Genomic DNA, 18,078 nt, shown 5'->3' on the forward strand with positions numbered 1-18,078 from the left:
CGCCCGCAGCCCTAGCCCGACCAAGCCCGTCCGTTCCACGGGTTCGTCCGCCGCGCCGGTCGTCCACCACCAGCGCGACCTTCCGGCGGCCGGCGGCGACGTTCCGGAACTTGCGGGTCGCCAGGACGGCACCGGTGCCGCCGACCGCTCAGAGCACGCAGAACTCGTTGCCTTCGGGATCCGCCATCACCAAGTGGTCGGGACGCCCGTCCAACCGGTCTTCACGTAGCACGGTCGCCCCGGCCGCCGTGAGCCGGGCGACCGCCTCGACGACCCGCTCCCAGCGCGTCTCCCACGGCACCTCGCGACCCCCGCCGGCCTGGACGTCCAGGTGGAGACGGTTCTTCACGACCTTCGCCTCGGGAACCTTCAGGAAGCTCATGCTCGGCAGGACGCCCTCGGGATCGCTCAGGAACGCGCCGCCGTCCCACTCCGCCTCGGGCACGCCCTGCTGCTCGAACCACGCTTCCCAGCTCGCGAACCCCGCTGGTGGCGGGCGCTCGATGTAGCCGAGGGCCACTGCCCAGAACCTCGCGAGCTCGCGAGGTTCCGCGCAGTCGATCGTCAGGCTCCAGCGCACCGTCACGGACGAAGCGTAGCCGCGAGAAGCGCCACCGCGCCCTTCGCGACGGCGATCCCCCGTGCCGCGACGTGGTTTTCGTCCAGCGGCGCGGCCGGGTCCGAAACCATGACGCTGGTGACGAATGACCGGCCGTCCGCGGTGCGCGCCAGGTAGTTCAAGGTCAGCACGCCGGGTTCGCTGCCACCCTTGAACCAGACGTCCGGGAACTTCGCCCGATCGAGCCCCAGGCTGCCGTCGTTCAGCGACAGCGCGTGCCCGATCTCCGGCTGGTTTTCCTTCTGCAGTCCGGAAAACGCCCGGCAGATGTCGTCCGGCGAACCGAACCACTCGATGTCGTCGATCTTCTCGGGTGCCTGCCAGCCTTGGAGACCGGTGAGCTGGAGCCGTTCCAGTCCGGCGACCGCCGCCGGACGCGCCCAGCGCGGCAACGCCAGGTAGGCATCGGCGCGAGCCGGGTACTGCGTGGCCTTGAGCTCGAACATCGCTTTCGTGGTCAGGAACGGGATGTTCGCCGACGGCCGCTGGTTCCCGAAGGCGATCAGCTGCCGCTGCACGGCCTCCCGGCCCAGTCGGCGGATCAGGTGGTCGGTCGCGGTGTTGTCGCTGATCGAGATCATCTTGTCGGCGTACGCGGAGAGCGGGAGCTGCGTGCCGGCCGGTTCGTTCTGCAGCACGCCGGACGGTAGGCTCTTCCAGTCGTCGCGGATCGCCAGCTGCTCGGTCCAGGACGCCTTGTGCTCGGCGACCGCCTTGCCGAGCGCACCCAGGACGTAGAGCTTGAAGGCCGAGCCCAGCGGCCGTTGCACGTCGTCGCGGACGCCGTGCACGTCCCGGCAGCGCCCGTCCGGGAGGATCTCCGACGCGCCGAACGACACGCGGGCGCCGAGCTCCGCGAGCTGCGTGTCGACTTCCGGCCAGGATGCCGGGACCGGGTCGTCCGGGCTCGTCTTGAGCCCGTCGATCAGCCCGGCCTGGTCGACGTGGAGATCGAGCAGGTAGTCGTCGGCGGCCCCGTGAACCGCGGCCTCGACGTGATCCGGCGCCTCGGTGACGATCCGTTCGACCTCGCTCGGACCGAGCTTGGCCAGGCCGCCGTTGACGCCCGCCGGGCCGCCGACGGCGGTCAGCAGGACTTGGGCGACGTGCTCGCGCACCTCGGCGTCGGACACCGGGACGCGCCCGGTCGCGTCGACGACCCATTCGAGCTGGTTCGCCGCCGTGGGCACTTCGGCGGCCTGGGCGGCCGGAGCCACCAGCGGCGCCAGGACCGCCAGCACGCCCGCTATCGCTGTCTTCATCTTTCCCCCTGTGCTGCCATCGTTCCCCCTTGGTCACCGGCTACTCTTCGGGCGGCCGGATCCACAACCCGGCCACCTGGCCGTCTTCGCGGTAGGTCACCAGCACGGTCCGGTCACCGGCCTCGAAAGCCAGCGGCATGTGGACGACCGTGTACTCGCCCGTGGACCGCGCATACGGCTCCCCCATCCGCTCGTACCGGCCGACCGACCCGGCCACCTGGGCCCAGGCGAGCCGCAGCTCGTCTTCCCCGACGGCTTCGCGCATGCGGTCGTCGAAGTCCCGGCGTACCTGGTGCCACTGGCAGTCGACGAGCTCCGCCACGAGCCCCTCGGCGCGGTGGATCACGTCGGGCGGCCTCAACTCCGTCATCGACGCGCCCGTCGCCGGGTCGACCGGCCGGCCGAACCGCTGGAAGGCGGCCTGCCGGCTGGTGCCCAGCAGGTCGCCGAGCTCCTGCCAGGTGTGCCCGGCCGCCCTGGCCGCGTCCACGGCGTCCCGCAGTGTCGCTTCGGCGTCACGGACCTTCCGCAGCGCCTCGCCGACGGCGGCCAAGGGCTTTCCTTGCACGGTGTCAAGAGTGGATTGACGCGGCCGAGTTGTCAAGTCGTTCTTTACGTGCGCCCGCTGGCGGCGGGCGGCGCTTCGGCAGGTGGCGTCGCAGTACTGGCGATTCCGGCCCGCTCCTCGCCGAGGTGGCAGCGGCTTGCCACACGCAGCACATTTCATGCTTTCGAGTGTAGCGCACGGAATTTGAAATCGTGCTACGCTCGGCAGCACGAAATGGCCTCGCCCACCACTTGGAAGGCGTGGCCACCCGGAGGGGAGGACGGTTACGGTGAGAACCGATGAGTGAACGCACCTGGGGCTTCCGCACCCGCGCACTGCACGCGGGCGGCACCCCCGATCTGGCGACCGGCGCGCGGGCCGTGCCGATCTACCAGACCACGAGCTTCGTCTTCGAGGACGCCGCCGACGCGGCGAACCTCTTCGCGCTGCAGAAGTACGGCAACATCTACAGCCGGATCGGGAACCCGACCGTGGCCGCGTTCGAGGAGCGGATCGCCAGCCTCGAAGGCGCCATCGGCGGCGTCGCCACCGCGAGCGGGCAGGCCGCGGAGTTCCTCACCTTCAGCGCGCTCACCGAGGCGGGCGACCACATCGTGTCGGCGAGCGGCCTCTACGGCGGCACGGTCACCCAGCTCACCGGCACGCTCCGGCGGTTCGGCGTGGAGACGACGTTCGTCAGCGGCGGCATCGACGACTACGCGGCCGCGATCACCGATCGGACCCGGCTGCTCTACACCGAGGTGATCGGCAACCCCGGCGGCGGCATCGCCGACCTCGCGGCGCTGGCGGATCTCGCGCACTCCCACGACATCCCGCTGGTGGTGGACGCGACGCTGGCGACGCCGTACCTGTGCCGCCCGATCGAGCACGGCGCCGACATCGTGGTGCACTCCGCGACGAAGTTCCTCGGCGGCCACGGGACGACGCTCGGCGGGATCGTCGTCGAGTCCGGCAAGTTCGACTGGGGCAACGGGAAGTTCCCGCGGATGACCGAGACCGTGGACAGCTACGGCGGCCTCAGGTACTGGGAGAACTTCGGCGAGTACGCGTTCTGCACGCGGCTGCGCGCCGAGCAGCTGCGGGACATCGGTGCGGTCCTCTCACCTCACTCGGCTTTCCTGCTGCTGCAAGGGGTCGAGACACTGCCGCAGCGGATGGACGCGCACGTGGCCAACGCCCGAGCGGTCGCCGAGTATCTCCAAGCGGACTCGCGGGTGGCGTGGGTCTCGTACGCCGGGCTGCCCTCCCACCCGCACCACGAGCTGGCGAAGAAGTACCTGCCGGCGGGGCCGGGCGCGGTGTTCTCGTTCGGCATCGACGGCGGCCGCGCGGCGGGCGAGAAGTTCGTCGAATCGGTGGAGCTGCTGTCGCACCTGGCGAACGTCGGCGACGCGCGGACGCTCGTGATCCACCCGGCGTCGACCACGCACGCGCAGCTGTCGGAGGACCAGCTCGCGGCCGCGGGCGTCGGGCCCGACCTGATCCGGCTGTCGGTCGGCCTGGAGGACGTCGACGACATCCTCTGGGACCTCGACCAGGCGCTGGGGAAGGCGGTGGCCGGATGATGCCCGCGGTCGGAGCGGTCGAGCGGCGGGCGATCCTCGGCCGGACGAAGTCGGTGACCTTGGTGGGCGCGTCCGCCAACCCGGCGCGGCCCAGCTACTTCGTCGCGACGTACCTGCTCTCGTCGACGCGCTACGAGGTCAACTTCGTCAACCCGCGACTGGAGACGTTGTTCGGGAAGCCGGTGTACGCCTCACTCAAGGACATACCCGGGGAACCGGACCTGGTCAGCGTGTTCCGCAAGCACGACGACCTGCCCCAGGTGGCCGAAGAGGTGATCGACGCCGGCGCGCGGACGCTGTGGCTGCAGCTCGGGTTGTGGCACGAGCCCGTGGCCGAGCGGGCGCGGGACGCCGGGCTGGACGTCGTGATGAACCGGTGCGTGAAGATCGAGCACGCGCGTTTCGCGGGCGGGCTGCACCTGGCCGGGTTCAACACCGGCGTGATCAGCTCACGGCGGCAGTCGGCGCCCTAGGGAAGAGAACGACCGTTCCCGCTGTTGGCCCGACTATGACCCTGGGGATCACGTTGTCCGGCGGCCCGACCGCACTCCTGGAACTGGGCGGCGTCCGGCTGCTCACCGACCCGACCTTCGACCCACCCGGTGACCACCCGGTCGGCGAGCGCGTGCTGGTCAAGACCGAGGACTCGGTGCTGACCGAGGACGCGGTCGGCGTGGTGGACGCCGTCCTGCTCTCCCACGACCAGCACCCCGACAACCTCGACGACCGCGGCCGCGCGTACCTCGCCACGGTGCCGCTCACGCTGATCACGCCCGTCGGTGCCGCGAGGCTCGGCGGGACCGCCAAAGGCTTGGCGCCCTGGGAGGAAACGCGAATAGGACCATTGACCGTCACCGCCGTCCCGGCATTGCACGGACCGGCGGGCGCTGAGCGGTTCACCGGGGACGTGACGGGGTTCGTGCTGACCGGCGACGGCCTGCCGACGGTGTACGTGAGCGGCGACAACGCCTCGGTCGACCTGGTGCGGGAGATCGCCGCACGGTTCCGCGTCGACATCGCGGTGCTCTTCGCCGGCGCTGCTCGGACCGTCTTCTTCGACGGCGCTCCCCTGACGTTGACCAGTGCGAACGCCGTCGAAGCGGCGAAGGTACTCGACGCGGCGAAGGTCGTCCCGCTGCACTTCCGCGGCTGGCAGCACTTCAGCGAAGGCCCGGACGCGCTCCGCAAGGAGTTCGAGGCGGCCGGCCTGGCCGACCGGCTGGTCCTCCTGGAACCCGGGGAGCACGCGGAGGTCTGACGCCGGAAGTGCACGGAAGGCCGATTCCACCGCAACCAGGCGGACGGCCGACTCCACCGCAAGCGCGCGACGGTCCGATGCCGACCACGACCGCGGAGGGCCGACGCCAACCGCGAGTGCGCAGGGCCAACGCCGACCATGAGCGCCGCGGGGCATCCCGATCGGATCCAGACAGACGGCTGACTCCGCCCTCGACGCCTACAGCCGTCTGCCCACCGGCGGGCAGACGGCTGATTGCCTCGAGACCGCGGGGCCGTCCGGACTGACTGCCGTAGCCCAGCCCCTGTCGCTCCCGGGCGCGCGGCGCACCACCGAGCGTCCGTGAGAGGCTGGCGACATGGCCAAACCGACCCCGCTGCAGTTCCGCAACCTCCTGGTCGCCCTCCTGGCGGCGGCGTGCTTCGTCTGGAGCATCGTGACGGGCCTGCCGTGGTGGGTGAGCGCGATCGTCGGGTGCGCATGCGTCCTGTCGCTGGCCTCCGCCTACCTCAACCGCCCCGGCGCGAACAGCTAGCGCGTCTTGGCGTAGCGGGCCTTCAGGTTCGTCCGGCCCGCTTCGGTCAGCCGGCCGAACAGGCGAAGCCGGGCCAATCCACCGTCCGGATAGATGTCCAGGCGGGCTTCGGTGACCTCCGGGCCGTCCTTCAGCGCGAACCGGTGGCGGGTGTCCGGCTGCAGGCGAGTCTTCGGCAGCAGGTCGACCCACTCCCCGTACGTGTCGCGGCCGCTGATCGACGCCCAGCCGGGGGCGTTGCCCTTGAGGTTGCTCGTGTCCAGCTCGGCGAACCGGACGATGCCCGCGCCCGCCAGGCGCAGCGTCAGCCAGTCGTTGCCGTCGTCGCGGCGGCGAGCCGTCTCCCAGCCCTCGGCCTGATGCGCGGCCAGACCCGGCGAAAGCACGTTGTTCGGCGACGAATAGAACTTGTTGCTGCACCCGGTGACCAGGGCGCCGTTCTCCAGGGCCGCCAGGTCGAGCGCGTCGAGGTCGAGCAGGTCGGGGTCCGGGATCGGGGCGCCGTGGACCCGGAGCCGGGCGACGCCGCCGTCCGGGTGCTGCGTCAGCCGCACGTGCGTGTACCGGCGGGAACCGTTGACCGCGTAGAAGTTCTCCGTGTGCCCGGCCGCCGGGGCGCGGTCGACCAGGACGTCCCAGTCCGCTTCGGTCACCTCGGCCGCCGACGGGTAGCCCGGCACCGACGCCGCCTCCACCGAGACGAACGGCGGGTAGTTGCCCTTGAAGAACGCGGTGTCGACGACGACGCCGGTGACCGTGCCGGCCAGGCCGAGCCGCACCACGGCCTGGTCGTCGCCCGGTTCGCGGTGACGGCGGGTCTCCCAGCCGTCGTAGACCTGGCCCTTCGGGCCGAACGTCTCGGCGCGGTGCGCCGGCGCCCACGGGTTGACCAGGTTCTCCTTCTCGGCGAACAGCTCGTCGGTTGCCCACATCACCGTCCCGCCGAAGCGGCGTGACGCGAGGTCGGGCAGTTCTGTCCACTCAGGACGATCAGACGACAACACAGCCTCCATTTCAGCAGTCCCCCCGGGTCAGCAACTCACCGTGTGGCTCGTCGCCGGTGATTTCGGTGCCCCGCAACCAGGTCGAGCGCACGACGCCGGCGAGCGGCCGCCGGTCGTAGGCGCTGACCGGGTTGCGGTGCTTCAGCTTCGCGACGTCGACCACGAACGCCTCGTCCGGCGCGAACACGCAGAAGTCGGCGTCGTAGCCGGCCGCGAGGTGGCCCTTGCGGCGCATCCCGGCCTGCGCGGCCGGGCGCTCCGCCATCCAGCGGACGACGTCGGTGAGCGCGAAGCCGCGTTGGCGCGCCTGCGTCCAGATCGCCGGCAGCCCCAGCTGCAGGCTCGAGATCCCGCCCCACGCGAGCCCGAAATCGCCGCTGTCGAAGCGTTTCAGCTCCGGCGTGCACGGCGAATGGTCGCTGACGATCGTGTCGATCAAGCCGTCGGCGAGCCCCTGCCAGAGCAGCTCGCGGTTGGCCGCCTCCCGGATCGGGGGGCAGCACTTGAACTGCGTCGCGCCGTCGCGGATCTCCTCGGCGATGAAGCTGAGGTAATGCGGGCACGTCTCGGCCGTCAGCGCCACGCCGTCACGGCGCGCCGCCGCGACCAGCGGCAGGGCCTCCGCGGACGACAGGTGCAGGATGTGCGCCCGCGCGTCGTTCCGGCGGGCCGCGTCGATCACGTGCGAGATCGCGAGGTTCTCCGCGAGCCGCGGCCGGGACCGCAGGAAGTCGACATAGCGACCGCCGTGCGGCTCTGGCGCTTCGTCGATCTCGTGGGCGTCTTCGGCGTGGACGATCATCAGCGCGTCGAAGGAACTCAGCTCCCGCAACGCTTCGTCGAGGCCGGCCGGGTCGAGCGGCGGGAACTCGTCGACGCCCGAGTGGAGCAGGAAGCACTTGAAGCCGAACACGCCCGCGTCGTGCAGGCCGCGCAGATCCGCGACGTTGCCCGGGATCGCGCCGCCCCAGAAACCGACGTCGACGTGCACCCGGCCGGTCGCCGCCTGGCGCTTGATCTCCAGGGCCGCGACGTCGACGGTCGGGGGCAGGCTGTTGAGCGGCATGTCCACGATCGTGGTCACCCCGCCGGCAGCGGCCGCTCGCGTCGCCGTCTCGAAGCCCTCCCACTCCGCGCGGCCGGGATCGTTGACGTGGACGTGCGTGTCGACGAGTCCGGGCAGCAGCACGACGTCGTCGCCGAGGTCGAGCACGCGGTCGCCGGACAGCGAAGCGCCGCCGGGTTCGACCGCGACGATCCGGCCGCCGTCGACGCCGACGGTCGCCGGAACCTCGCCGTCGGCCGTCACGGCCCGGGCTGCGCGCACCACAAGATCCATCCGAAAACCCTTCTCCGGGAGGATTGACCACCGTCGATTCCACAGAACGGAAAGACGGTTTCGCACAACGACAGTAACCACGGCGCGCGCCGCTCGTCAACGACGGACGCGGCGCGTTGCCAATCCGGCCGAAAGCAGGCGGAGACGGTCCCAAGTCCACCCGCTCGCCGGCACTCGTTCCGCCGTGGCTGCCGGTCGAACGGCAACAGTCGACGCAGTACGGTCATCCTCGTGCGGCTTGAAGCGGAGTTCACCAGCGAACCTTTCCACGGCGAGGGTTCGCCGCCCGAGCACGCCGTCGCCGCGCGCGACGCCGCCGCGGAAGCCGGACTGGAGACCGACTTCGGACCGCTCGGGACGCTCGCCCGAGGCGAGGCGAAGGAGCTGTACGCCGCGCTTCCGGCGATCGCGAAGGCCGCGCTGGACGGCGGCGCCACCCGCGTCACGCTGCAGCTGCGCCGCGCCGACGACGACCGGAGCGCCCCCGTCGTCGAGCTGAACGACGCGCTCGCCCGGCTGATCGCCGACGTCGAGCGGGAACTCGGCGCCAAGCTGGGCGAGCTCGACCGGCCCGGCAAGCAGCGCGCGGTCCGGCTGCTGCGCGAACGCGGGGCCTTCGGCCTGCGGAAATCCGTCTCCTCGGTGGCCGACGCGCTGGGCGTCACGCGGTTCACCGTCTACAACTACCTCAACCGGGAAGCGGACTGACCAGCGCGTTCAACAAAATGTTGACGGAGCTCCGGCGCCAACGTACGGTCAGCGGGACGCCACTCACGAGGAGTCCCCGTGCCGCTCACCCTCACCGACTTCAACGTCGCCGACGCCGATGACGTGCGTCCGGCGCTGACCGCCTGCCTCGCCGTCCCCCGCTGGGTGGACGCGATTCTCGAGCACCGGCCCTACGAAAGCCGGGAGGCGCTGATCGCCGCCGCCGAGCGTCCGTTGAGCAGCGACGAGATCCGGCAGGCCATGGCCGCGCACCCCCGGATCGGCGAACAGCCGGCGGACGGCTGGGCCCGTTCCGAACAGTCCGGTGTGGACAACGCCGACGCGTTCGTCGCGGCGAACGCCGAGTACGAGGCCAAGTTCGGACACGTGTACCTCGTCTGCGCCAGCGGCCGCAGCGGCGAAGAGCTGCTGAAGATCCTGCAGGCCAGGCTCGACAACGACGCCGCGACCGAGCTGGCCGTCGCCGGCCGGGAACTCCTGAAGATCGCCGAACTCCGACTCGCGAAAGCGGTGACCGCGTGAGCCTCGTGACCACCCACGTCCTCGACACGGCGACCGGACGCCCCGCCAAGGGCATCGCCGTCCGGTTCGAGACCGCCGAGGGGAAGCCGATCGCCGACGGGCGCACCGACGACGACGGCCGCATCCGCGACCTCGGCCCCGAGACCCTGGACCCCGGCGCCTACCGGCTCGTCTTCGACACCGGCGCCTACCTGGGCCCGGACGCCTTCTTCCCGGAGGTGGCCCTCACCTTCCGGATCGCCGACGGCACGTCGCACCACCACGTGCCGCTCCTGCTCAGCCCGTTCGCCTATTCGACCTACCGAGGGAGCTGAACCGTGGCCATCACCCTGGGCCCCAACCAGTACGGCAAGGCGGAGGTCCGCCTGGTGACGGTGCGCCGCGACGGCCCCGTGCACCACCTCAAGGACCTCACCGTGTCGACGTCGCTGCGCGGCGAACTCGCCGCGACGCACCTCACCGGCGACAACGCCGGCGTGCTCGCGACGGACACGCAGAAGAACACCGTGTACGCCTTCGCGAAGGAGGCGCCGGTCGGCGAGATCGAGGACTTCGCGCTGCGCCTGGCCCGCCACTTCGTCGGCACGCAGGAGAACATCACCGGCGCGCGGATCAAGATCGACGAGCACGGCTGGGACCGCATCGCGGTCGGCGGCGAGCCGCACGACCACGCGTTCAGCCGCTCCGGCGACGAGCGGCGCACCACCGCGGTGACGGTCCGGGACGGGCGCGCGTGGGTCGTCTCCGGCATCGACGGTCTGACCCTGCTCAAGTCGACGGGTTCGGAGTTCCACGGCTTCCCGCGCGACCAGTACACGACCCTCGCCGAGACCGACGACCGCATCCTCGCGACGGCCGTGACGGCGAAGTGGCGCTACCAGGGCGAGGGCATCGACTGGGCGGAGAGCCACCGCGAGATCCGGCGGCTGATGCTGGAGACGTTCGCGACCAAGCACAGCCTTTCGCTGCAGCAGACGCTCTACGCGATGGGTTCGGCCGTGCTGGAGGCGCGGTCGGAGGTGGCAGAGGTCCGGCTGTCGCTGCCGAACAAGCACCACTTCCTGGTGGACCTGAGCCCGTTCGGGTTGAAGAACGACAACGAGGTGTTCTACGCGGCGGACCGGCCGTATGGGCTGATCGAGGGCACCATCGTGCGCGACGACGCCGAGGACGCCGGTCCGGCCTGGGACATCCACTAACGCAGCCCCCGCCCTCTCCGGGGGGACGGCCCCGCATCCAGTGTATCGGGGGTGGCCGACGAAACCCGCGAAAAGCCGTGGTCGGCGCCGGCTTGTCCACATCGCCGCCGGGGTGTGGACAAGCCGGAATCGGTAGAACGCTCTAGTGAGCGAGTATCCTCGGATCCGTGGCAGGGACCAAGGAACGCATCATGGCCGCCGGCGCGGAACTGTTTCGGCGCAACGGCTACAGCGGTACCGGGCTCAAGCAGATCGTCACCGAGGCGAATGCTCCCTTCGGGTCGCTCTACCACTTCTTCCCCGGTGGCAAGGAGCAGCTCGGCCAAGAGGTCATCCGCTCCTCCGGGCTCGCCTACATCCAGCTCTTCGACCTCTTCATCGCGCCCGCGCCCGATCTCGTCAGCGGGATCGAGGCCTTCTTCGCCGCCGGGATCGCGACGCTCGAAGCCACCGACTACGTCGAAGGGTGCCCGATCGCGACCGTCGCCCTGGAGGTCGCCGCGACCAACGAGCCGCTGCGGCAGGCCACCGCCGACGTCTTCACCGCGTGGATCGACGCCGGGACCGAGAAGTTCGGCGAGTTCGGGCTGACCCGGGAAGCCGCGCGGACGCTCACCATCACCGCCGTCAACAACCTCGAAGGCGCCTTCGTCCTCTGCCGGTCGCTGCGGGACACCGAGGCCATGGCCGTCGCGGGGGCAGCGACCGTGGACGTTGCCCGTCGACTTCTCAACGAGAACGCACAACTTTAGTCGGTAATCCAACACGAATACTCAAAATGGCGCTTGACCGCGCAGCATCCGACACGGATGCTGCGCAGTGCTGGTCCACCAGTGGTCTAGTCCTCCTGCCTCACACCGCCGTCCGGTTGGGAGCCGCCATGCGCCGAGTCTTCGCCGTCCTTGCCACCGCCCTCGCGGCCGCCGCCCTGAGCAGCCCGCCCGCCGACGCCCTCGAAAACGGGCTCGCCCGGACGCCGCCGATGGGCTGGAACACCTGGAACACCTTCGAGTGCAACATCAACGAGACGCTCGTCAAGCAGACCACCGACCTCATGGTCAGCTCCGGGATGCGCGACCGCGGCTACACCTACGTCAACCTCGACGACTGCTGGATGACGCACAGCCGTGACGCCGCCGGCCACCTCGTCGCCGACTCCGCGAAGTTCCCCAGCGGCCTCAAGGCGCTCGGCGACTACATCCACGCACGCGGGATGAAGTTCGGGATCTACGAGAGCGCCGGCAGCGAAACCTGCCAGCACTACCCCGGCAGCCTCGGGCACGAGCAGACCGACGCGAACAGCTTCGCGAGCTGGGGCGTCGACTACCTCAAGTACGACAACTGCGGCAGCCCGAGCGGCGAAACCCAGCAGGACTACGTCCGCCGCTACTCCGCGATGCGCGACGCGCTCAAGGCCACCGGCCGCCCGATCGCCTACAGCATCTGCGAATGGGGGAACTTCAGCCCGTCGACGTGGGCGCCGGACGTCGGCAACCTGTGGCGCACCACCGGCGACATCACCAACAACTGGGGCAGCATCGACTCGATCTACCACCAGAACGTCGGTCTCGCGTCCGCCGCGAAGCCCGGCGCGTGGAACGACCCGGACATGCTCGAAGTCGGCGACGGCATGGACTTCCAGGAAGACCGCGCGCACTTCACGCTCTGGGCGGCGATGGCCGCGCCCCTGATCGCCGGCGCCGACCTGCGCAGCGCCAGCGTCGCCACCTTCTCGACGTACCTCAACTCGGACGTCATCGCCGTCGACCAGGACCCGCTCGGCAAGCAGGCGACGCGCATCGCGACCGGCGGCGGGCTCGACGTCCTCGCGAAGCCACTCCAGGGCGGCGACGTCGCCGTCGTGCTGTTGAACGAAAACGGCACCACGAAGACCATCTCCACGACGGCCGCCGCGGCCGGGCTGCCCAGCGCGTCGAACTACCGGCTGACCAACCTGTGGTCGAAGGAGCTGACGACCAGCACCGGGACGATCAGCGCCAACGTGCCGTCGCACAGCACCGTCATCTACCGGGTGAAAGCCAATGCGAGCGGCAGCAGCATCGGCACCGCCCAGCCGCTGCAGGGCGCGTCGTCGTCACGCTGCATCGACATCAACGGCAACGTCACCACGCCCGGCACGAAGGTCGACATCTGGGACTGCGACGGCGGCTCAAACCAGAGCTGGACCTTCACCAGCGCCGGGGAGCTGAAGGCCGGCGGCCTCTGCCTGGACGCCTACGACGGCGGTACGGCCGCGGGGACGAAGCTGATCGTGTGGACGTGCCACGGCGGCGCGAACCAGAAGTTCAAGCTGAACCCGGACGGCTCGATCACCGGCACCCAGACCGGCCTGTGCGTCGACGTCACCGGCGGCGACAAGCCCGCCGGCAACGTCAACGGCGTCCAGCTGGAACTCTGGGGCTGCAACGACGACGCCAACCAGAACTGGCAGCTCAAGTCCCCGTGAGGTGCTCCGGCCGCACCGGGACGCGCGTGAGCGCGAGCCCGGTCGCGGCGCGGATCGCCGCCACGATCGCCGGGGTCGACGAGATCGTCGGCGGCTCGCCCACCCCGCGCAGGCCGTACGGCGCGTGCGGGTCCGGGCGCTCCAGGACGTCGATGCTCATCGGCGGCATGTCCAGGACCGTCGGGATCAGGTAGTCGGTGAAGGAGGGGTTCCGGATCTTCCCGCCGGAGGTCTGGATCTCCTCCATCACCGCGAGCCCGAGTCCCTGCGCCGAACCGCCCTGGATCTGGCCGAGCACGGCCTGGGGGTTCAGCGCCTTGCCGACGTCCTGGGCGCAGTCCAGCGCGACCACCTTCACCAAGCCCAGTTCGGTGTCGACGTCGACGACCGCCCGGTGCGCGGCGAAGGCGTACTGCACGTGCGCGGTGCCCTGCCCGGTTTCCGGGTCCAGCGCAGAAGTCGGCCGGTGCCGCCATTCCACGGTTTCGTCGTGGACGTCGTCGCCGAGGACGTCCACCAGGTCGGCGAGCACCTGGCCGTCCGCCGCGACGAGCTTGCCGCCGACCACGCGCACCCGCTGGTCGAACCGGGACAGCAGCCGCGCCCGCACCGCCACGCAGGCGGCCTGCACCGCACCGCCGGTGACGTAGGTCTGGCGTGACGCCGACGTCGAGCCGCCGTTGCCGATCGAGGTGTCCATCGGCAGGACCGTGACCTGGTCGACGCCCAGCTCGGTCCGGACGATCTGCTGCATGATCGTGACGAGGCCCTGGCCGACCTCGCAGGCCGCGGTGTGCACGGTCGCGGCCGGTTCGCCGCCGACGAGCTGCAGGCGCACCCGGGCCGTCGAGTAGTCGTCGAAGCCTTCGGAGAAGCAGACGTTCTTGATCCCGACGGCGTACCCGACCCCGCGGACGACGCCTTCGCCGTGCGTCGTGTTCGACACCCCGCCCGGCATGTGCCGCAGGTCGAAGGGCCGCTCGGGCGGCATCGGCTTGGCCCGCACCAGCTCCAGCAGCTCCGCGACGGGGGCGGCCGAGTCGACGACCTGGCCGGTCGGCATGAGGTCGCCCTCGCTCAGTGCGTTGCGGACGCGGATCTCGACGGGATCGAGTCCGCAGGCGAGAGCGAGCTTGTCCATCTGCGACTCGTAGCCGAACGCCGCCTGCACCGCGCCGAAGCCGCGCATCGCGCCGCACGGCGGGTTGTTCGTGTAGGTGCCCCAGCAGTCGACCGACACACTGTCCACTTCGTACGGGCCGACGCCGAGCGTCGCGGCGTTCGCGACGACTGCGCCCGTCGAGGACGCGTACGCACCGCCGTCGAGGTACAGGCGCGTACGCACGTACACGAGCCGCCCGTCGTGGGTGGCGCCGTGCTCGTAGTACATCTTCGCCGGGTGGCGGTGGACGTGACCGTAGAAGGACTCTTCGCGGTTGTAGACCATCTTCACCGGCTTGCCGGTGTGCAGCGCCAGGAGGCACGCGTGCACCTGCATCGACAGGTCCTCACGGCCGCCGAACGCGCCGCCGACGCCGCCGAGCGTCAGTCGCACCTTCTCGACCGGCAGCCCCAGCGCGGCGACGATCTGCTGCTGGTCGACGTGCAGCCACTGCGTCGCGACGTACAGGTCGACGCCGCCTTCGGTGTCCGGCACGGCGAGCCCGGACTCCGGCCCGAGGAACGCCTGGTCCTGCATGCCGACCTCGTAGACGCCCGAGACCACGACGTCGGCGCGCAGGTCCTGAGGACCGCGGCGGATCTTCACGTGCCGGACGACGTTGCCGCCGTCGTGCAGCGAAGGCCCTTCGCCCGCGACGGCGGCTTCGGAGTCCGTCACCGGGGAAAGCTCTTCGTAGGAGACGACGATCCGCTTCATCGCGCGGCGCGCGGTTTCCGGGTGGTCGGCGGCGACCAGCGCGACCGGTTCGCCCTGGTAGCGCACGACTTCGGACGCGAGCACCGGCTGGTCGGAGTGCTCGAGGCCGTAGCGGTTGACACCGGGAACGTCCTCGTGCGTCAGCACCGCGTAGACGCCGGGCACCGTGAGGGCGTCAGTGATGTCGATCGCCGTGATCCGCGCGTACGGGTGCGGGCTGCGCAGGGTCACGCCCCACACCATGTCCTCGTGCCACAGGTCCGAGGAGTACGCGAACTCACCGCGGACCTTCACCGTCCCGTCCGGACGACGCGGCGACGTGCCGACGCCGTTGACCGTCTGCGTGGTGACGGAAGTGGTGGTCATCGGTCCTCCCGCAGCCTGGCGCTCGCGGCCGACAGGTCCCGGGCGATTTCGGACTCGTCGGCTTCGCGCAGCGTGGCGTCCTCGACGACGGCCTTGCCGCCGACGAACAGCCGGCGCACCGGCGGGGTGGTGCCCAGCACCAGCGCCGCGACCGGGTCGGTGATCCCGGCGTGGTTCAGCCCGGTCAGGTCCCAGACCGCGAGGTCGGCGAGCTTCCCGGGTTCGATCGACCCCAGGTCGTCCGCGCGGCCCAGGCAGCGGGCGCCGCCCATCGTGCCCATCCACAGCGCTTCCCGCGTGGTCAGCCCGCGCGGGCCGCCGCGCTGGCGAGCCTGCAGCAACGCCTGGTGCAGTTCCTCGCCGAGGCCGCCGGACTCGTTGGACGCGGCCCCGTCGGCGCCGAGGCCGACCGGGACTCCGGCGTCGAGCAGGTCGCGGATCGGCGCGATGCCCGCGCCGATGCGGCCGTTGGACGTCGGGCAGTGCGCCGAACCCGTGCCGGTCGCGCCGAAGCGGCGGATCGCCTCGGGCGCGAGGTGGATGGTGTGCGCGAGCCAGACGTCGTCGGCGAGCCAGCCGAGCTTGTCGGCGTACTCGGCGGGTGTGCAGCCGACCTCGGCGAGGCACTGCTTCTCCTCGTCGAGGGTCTCGGCGAGGTGGGTGTGCAGGCGGACGCCCTTGCGCCGCGCCAGCTCGGCCGCGCCGGACATCAGCCGCTCGGTGACCGAGAACGGCGAGCACGGGCCCGCGGCGATCTGCAGGTGCGCTTCCGGCGCGGCGTCGTGGAAGCGGTCGATCGCGGCTTCGGTGCCGGTCAGCGCGTCCTCGGTCGACTCGACGAGGTTGTCCGGCGGCAGGCCGCCGTCGGACTCGCCGCGGTCCATCGACCCGCGCACGACGTGCAGCCGGACGCCGATCCGCAGGCGGGCCGCGGCCAGCGCGGCGACCTGGTCGCCGCCGTCGCGCGGGAAGACGTAGTGGTGGTCGGCGACGGTCGTGCAGCCGGTCAGCGCCAGCCGTGCCATCCCGGCGGTGGCGGCGGCGTGCGTGATCTCGGCGTCGAGGCGGCCCCAGACCGGGTAGAGCGCGACCAGCCACTGGAAGAGCGTGTGGTCGGCGGCCAGCCCGCGGGTCGCCCACTGGTAGAGGTGGTGGTGGGTGTTGACCAGGCCGGGCGTGACCAGGCAGCCCGACGCGTCGACGCGCTCGTCGAACTCGCCCGTGTAGATGCCTTCGCCGACTTCGGCGATCCGGTCGTTCTCGACGACGACGTGCCCGCTCGCGTACTCCTCGCCGGTGACCGTGGCGATCGCGCCGCCGCTGATGAGCGTCCTCACGCGACAGCATCCTTTCCGACCGGACCCTTTGCCGCCGCGCGCACCGCGTCGAGGATCTTCTCGTAGCCCGTGCAGCGGCACAGATTGCCGGCCAGAGCCTCGCGGATCTCCTCGTCGGACGGATCCGGGACGCGGTTCAGCAGGTCGTGCGCGGCGACGACCAGGCCCGGCGTGCAGAAGCCGCACTGGACCGCGCCCTGGTCCACAAAGGACTGCTGGACGGGGTCGAGCGTGTCGCCGTCGGCCAGGCCCTCGACCGTGCGGACGACGCGGCCCTCGGCCTGCCCGGCCGCGACCAGGCAGGCGCACACCGGGACTTCGTCGAGGTAGACCGTGCACGAGCCGCATTCGCCCTGCTCACAGGCGTTCTTCGAGCCCGGCAGGCCGAGCCGTTCACGCAGCACGTACAGCAGGCTTTCGCCCTCCCAGACGTCGTCCGCCTGCCGTTGCTCGCCGTTGATCCTGACATTCAGGCGCATGCGCGCTCCCCCGTCCGGTGGTCGTCCCAGGCCCACGTCAACGTACGCCGCGCGAGTACCCTCAGCGCGTGCTTTCGATACGCGGCGCTGCCCCGGACGTCGTCGATCGGCGACGTCGCTTCGGCCACCAGCTCGCCGAAGCGGCGCTTCAGGGAGTCCGGCAACGCCTCCGTCGAGCCCCACGGCAGTTCGGCCGCGAGGAAGTCTTCGGCCGCGCGAGCCCGGCGCGGGGTCGGTGCGGCGGACCCGATCGCGGCGCCGACCCGGCCTTGCCGCAGGGAAAGCGCGAACGAGCAGACCGCGATGACCATGGCGTTGCGCGTCCCGACCTTGGCGAACTGCTGCGGCCCGGCGTGCGCGGGCAGGTGGACGGCGGTGATCAGCTCGTCCGGGTCGAGCGCGTGCCGTTTCACGCCGACGTAGAACTCCTCCGCGCGGAGGATCCGGGTCCCCCGGACGGAGGCCGCCTCGATCCGCGCGTCCAGGGCGAGCAGCACCGGGTGGGTGTCCCCGGCGGGCGAGGCCGCGCCGAGGTTGCCGCCGACGGTGCCGCGGTTGCGGATCTGGGGCGACCCGACCGTCCGGGACGCCATGGCGAGCGCCGGGACGGATTCACCCACTTCGGCGATGACGCGGGAGTACGGGACGCCGGCCCCGAGCCGGATCGTGCCGTCCGATGTGGACCATTCGGCCAGTTCGGGGACCGTGGTCAGGTCGAGCAGCGCTTCGGGGCGCCGGTGGTCGAAGTTCAGCTCGACCATGACGTCGGTGCCGCCGGCGATCGGCACGGCGTCCGGCCGCTCGGCCTTGAGGGCGAGGGCCTCGGCGAGCGTCGCGGGACGCAGGAACTCCACCGTCGTTGCTCCTTCGTGAGGGCGATAGACCAGTAGACGCCGAACCCGGTCCGGGCGGCAACGGCACGACGCATGAAACGCACCCGAGCGAAACCCGGGGGCTTTGTGCTTTCCTAC

The 18,078-nt window shown here is 71.0% G+C and carries 19 protein-coding genes; 10 read left to right on the forward strand and 9 right to left on the reverse strand.

Annotated elements, in window-relative coordinates:
- Positions 1-148: 148 nt before the first annotated feature.
- From OG738_RS00975 to OG738_RS00985, 3 genes are read right to left on the reverse strand one after another with little or no spacing between them, the layout of a single operon-like run.
- Positions 149-586, reverse strand: coding sequence for a VOC family protein (locus OG738_RS00975; RefSeq protein WP_329050404.1), 438 nt, complete (start codon positions 584-586; stop codon positions 149-151).
- Positions 583-1,881, reverse strand: a complete 1,299-nt coding sequence (locus OG738_RS00980) for a serine hydrolase (protein WP_329050405.1) — start codon at positions 1,879-1,881, stop codon at positions 583-585. Before OG738_RS00980 ends, OG738_RS00975 begins: the two co-directional genes overlap by 4 nt.
- A 40-nt stretch (positions 1,882-1,921) precedes the next feature.
- Positions 1,922-2,434, reverse strand: coding sequence for a DUF3887 domain-containing protein (locus OG738_RS00985; protein WP_329050407.1), 513 nt, complete (start codon positions 2,432-2,434; stop codon positions 1,922-1,924).
- A 293-nt stretch (positions 2,435-2,727) separates the two neighbouring features.
- Between OG738_RS00985 and OG738_RS00990 the strand changes: the two genes are divergently transcribed.
- From OG738_RS00990 to OG738_RS01005, 4 genes are all read left to right on the forward strand, one after another.
- Positions 2,728-4,014: an O-acetylhomoserine aminocarboxypropyltransferase/cysteine synthase family protein gene (locus OG738_RS00990; protein WP_329050408.1), complete on the forward strand. Its 1,287-nt coding sequence runs from the start codon at positions 2,728-2,730 to the stop codon at positions 4,012-4,014.
- Positions 4,011-4,487, forward strand: a complete 477-nt coding sequence (locus OG738_RS00995; protein ID WP_329050410.1) for a CoA-binding protein — start codon at positions 4,011-4,013, stop codon at positions 4,485-4,487. Before OG738_RS00990 ends, OG738_RS00995 begins: the two co-directional genes overlap by 4 nt.
- A gap of 35 nt (positions 4,488-4,522) precedes the next feature.
- Positions 4,523-5,272, forward strand: a complete 750-nt coding sequence (locus OG738_RS01000) for an MBL fold metallo-hydrolase (protein WP_329050412.1) — start codon at positions 4,523-4,525, stop codon at positions 5,270-5,272.
- Between the two features lie 337 nt (positions 5,273-5,609).
- Positions 5,610-5,786, forward strand: a complete 177-nt coding sequence (locus tag OG738_RS01005; RefSeq protein ID WP_329050413.1) for a hypothetical protein — start codon at positions 5,610-5,612, stop codon at positions 5,784-5,786.
- On the opposite strand, the gene alc is transcribed toward OG738_RS01005, so the two are convergent.
- Positions 5,783-6,799, reverse strand: coding sequence for an allantoicase (alc, locus tag OG738_RS01010; RefSeq protein WP_329050414.1), 1,017 nt, complete (start codon positions 6,797-6,799; stop codon positions 5,783-5,785). The genes OG738_RS01005 and alc overlap by 4 nt on opposite strands.
- A 1-nt stretch (position 6,800) precedes the next feature.
- Complete coding sequence (allB, locus tag OG738_RS01015; protein ID WP_329050416.1) at positions 6,801-8,129, reverse strand: allantoinase AllB; 1,329 nt, start codon at positions 8,127-8,129, stop codon at positions 6,801-6,803.
- Positions 8,130-8,360: 231 nt separating this feature from the next.
- Here allB and OG738_RS01020 point away from each other — a divergent pair, with 231 nt between their 5' ends.
- The 6 genes from OG738_RS01020 (at position 8,361) to OG738_RS01045 (ending at position 13,046) form a co-directional block, all read left to right on the forward strand.
- Positions 8,361-8,837 (forward strand): helix-turn-helix domain-containing protein, encoded by a 477-nt coding sequence (locus OG738_RS01020; protein WP_329050417.1) that lies wholly within the window; start codon positions 8,361-8,363, stop codon positions 8,835-8,837.
- 78 nt (positions 8,838-8,915) lie between these two features.
- Positions 8,916-9,380: a 2-oxo-4-hydroxy-4-carboxy-5-ureidoimidazoline decarboxylase gene (gene uraD, locus OG738_RS01025; RefSeq protein WP_329050419.1), complete on the forward strand. Its 465-nt coding sequence runs from the start codon at positions 8,916-8,918 to the stop codon at positions 9,378-9,380.
- A complete protein-coding gene (gene uraH, locus OG738_RS01030; RefSeq protein ID WP_329050420.1) occupies positions 9,377-9,694 on the forward strand; it encodes a hydroxyisourate hydrolase in 318 nt (105 codons plus the stop codon). Before uraD ends, uraH begins: the two co-directional genes overlap by 4 nt.
- A gap of 3 nt (positions 9,695-9,697) precedes the next feature.
- Positions 9,698-10,579 carry a factor-independent urate hydroxylase gene (gene pucL / locus OG738_RS01035; RefSeq protein ID WP_329050422.1) on the forward strand — a complete coding sequence of 294 codons (882 nt, stop codon included), beginning with the start codon at positions 9,698-9,700 and terminating at the stop codon, positions 10,577-10,579.
- Positions 10,580-10,746: 167 nt separating this feature from the next.
- Positions 10,747-11,331: a TetR/AcrR family transcriptional regulator gene (locus OG738_RS01040; RefSeq protein ID WP_442875856.1), complete on the forward strand. Its 585-nt coding sequence runs from the start codon at positions 10,747-10,749 to the stop codon at positions 11,329-11,331.
- 128 nt (positions 11,332-11,459) lie between these two features.
- A complete protein-coding gene (locus OG738_RS01045; protein WP_329050424.1) occupies positions 11,460-13,046 on the forward strand; it encodes a glycoside hydrolase family 27 protein in 1,587 nt (528 codons plus the stop codon).
- Here the strand turns inward: OG738_RS01045 and pucD are convergent.
- The 4 genes from pucD to OG738_RS01065 are packed head-to-tail and all read right to left on the reverse strand — an operon-like array spanning position 13,033 to position 17,961.
- Positions 13,033-15,291: a xanthine dehydrogenase subunit D gene (gene pucD, locus OG738_RS01050; protein WP_329050426.1), complete on the reverse strand. Its 2,259-nt coding sequence runs from the start codon at positions 15,289-15,291 to the stop codon at positions 13,033-13,035. The genes OG738_RS01045 and pucD overlap by 14 nt on opposite strands.
- Entirely contained in the window at positions 15,288-16,628 is a 1,341-nt protein-coding gene (locus tag OG738_RS01055) for an 8-oxoguanine deaminase (protein WP_329050427.1), read from the reverse strand. Before OG738_RS01055 ends, pucD begins: the two co-directional genes overlap by 4 nt.
- Positions 16,625-17,107, reverse strand: a complete 483-nt coding sequence (locus OG738_RS01060) for a (2Fe-2S)-binding protein (protein ID WP_329050428.1) — start codon at positions 17,105-17,107, stop codon at positions 16,625-16,627. The genes OG738_RS01055 and OG738_RS01060 overlap by 4 nt, the downstream gene beginning before the upstream one ends.
- The gene (locus OG738_RS01065; protein ID WP_329050430.1) at positions 17,098-17,961 is read right to left on the reverse strand and encodes an FAD binding domain-containing protein; all 864 of its coding nucleotides are present in this window, start codon (positions 17,959-17,961) and stop codon (positions 17,098-17,100) included. The genes OG738_RS01060 and OG738_RS01065 overlap by 10 nt, the downstream gene beginning before the upstream one ends.
- Positions 17,962-18,078 lie beyond the last annotated feature (117 nt).

Origin of the sequence: Amycolatopsis sp. NBC_01488, assembly GCF_036227105.1 — a bacterium.
Classification (GTDB): domain Bacteria; phylum Actinomycetota; class Actinomycetes; order Mycobacteriales; family Pseudonocardiaceae; genus Amycolatopsis.

Excerpts from the sequence above, each read along its gene's own strand:
- pucD (WP_329050426.1), bottom strand. The coding sequence starts at position 15,291 with ATGACCACCACTTCCGTCACCACGCAGACGGTCAACGGCGTCGGCACG.
- allB (WP_329050416.1), bottom strand. The coding sequence starts at position 8,129 with ATGGATCTTGTGGTGCGCGCAGCCCGGGCCGTGACGGCCGACGGCGAG.
- OG738_RS01060 (WP_329050428.1), bottom strand. The coding sequence starts at position 17,107 with ATGCGCCTGAATGTCAGGATCAACGGCGAGCAACGGCAGGCGGACGAC.
- OG738_RS01005 (WP_329050413.1), top strand. The coding sequence starts at position 5,610 with ATGGCCAAACCGACCCCGCTGCAGTTCCGCAACCTCCTGGTCGCCCTC.
- alc (WP_329050414.1), bottom strand. The coding sequence starts at position 6,799 with ATGGAGGCTGTGTTGTCGTCTGATCGTCCTGAGTGGACAGAACTGCCC.
- OG738_RS00980 (WP_329050405.1), bottom strand. The coding sequence starts at position 1,881 with ATGAAGACAGCGATAGCGGGCGTGCTGGCGGTCCTGGCGCCGCTGGTG.
- OG738_RS00990 (WP_329050408.1), top strand. The coding sequence starts at position 2,728 with ATGAGTGAACGCACCTGGGGCTTCCGCACCCGCGCACTGCACGCGGGC.
- OG738_RS01045 (WP_329050424.1), top strand. The coding sequence starts at position 11,460 with ATGCGCCGAGTCTTCGCCGTCCTTGCCACCGCCCTCGCGGCCGCCGCC.
- OG738_RS01000 (WP_329050412.1), top strand. The coding sequence starts at position 4,523 with ATGACCCTGGGGATCACGTTGTCCGGCGGCCCGACCGCACTCCTGGAA.
- OG738_RS00995 (WP_329050410.1), top strand. The coding sequence starts at position 4,011 with ATGATGCCCGCGGTCGGAGCGGTCGAGCGGCGGGCGATCCTCGGCCGG.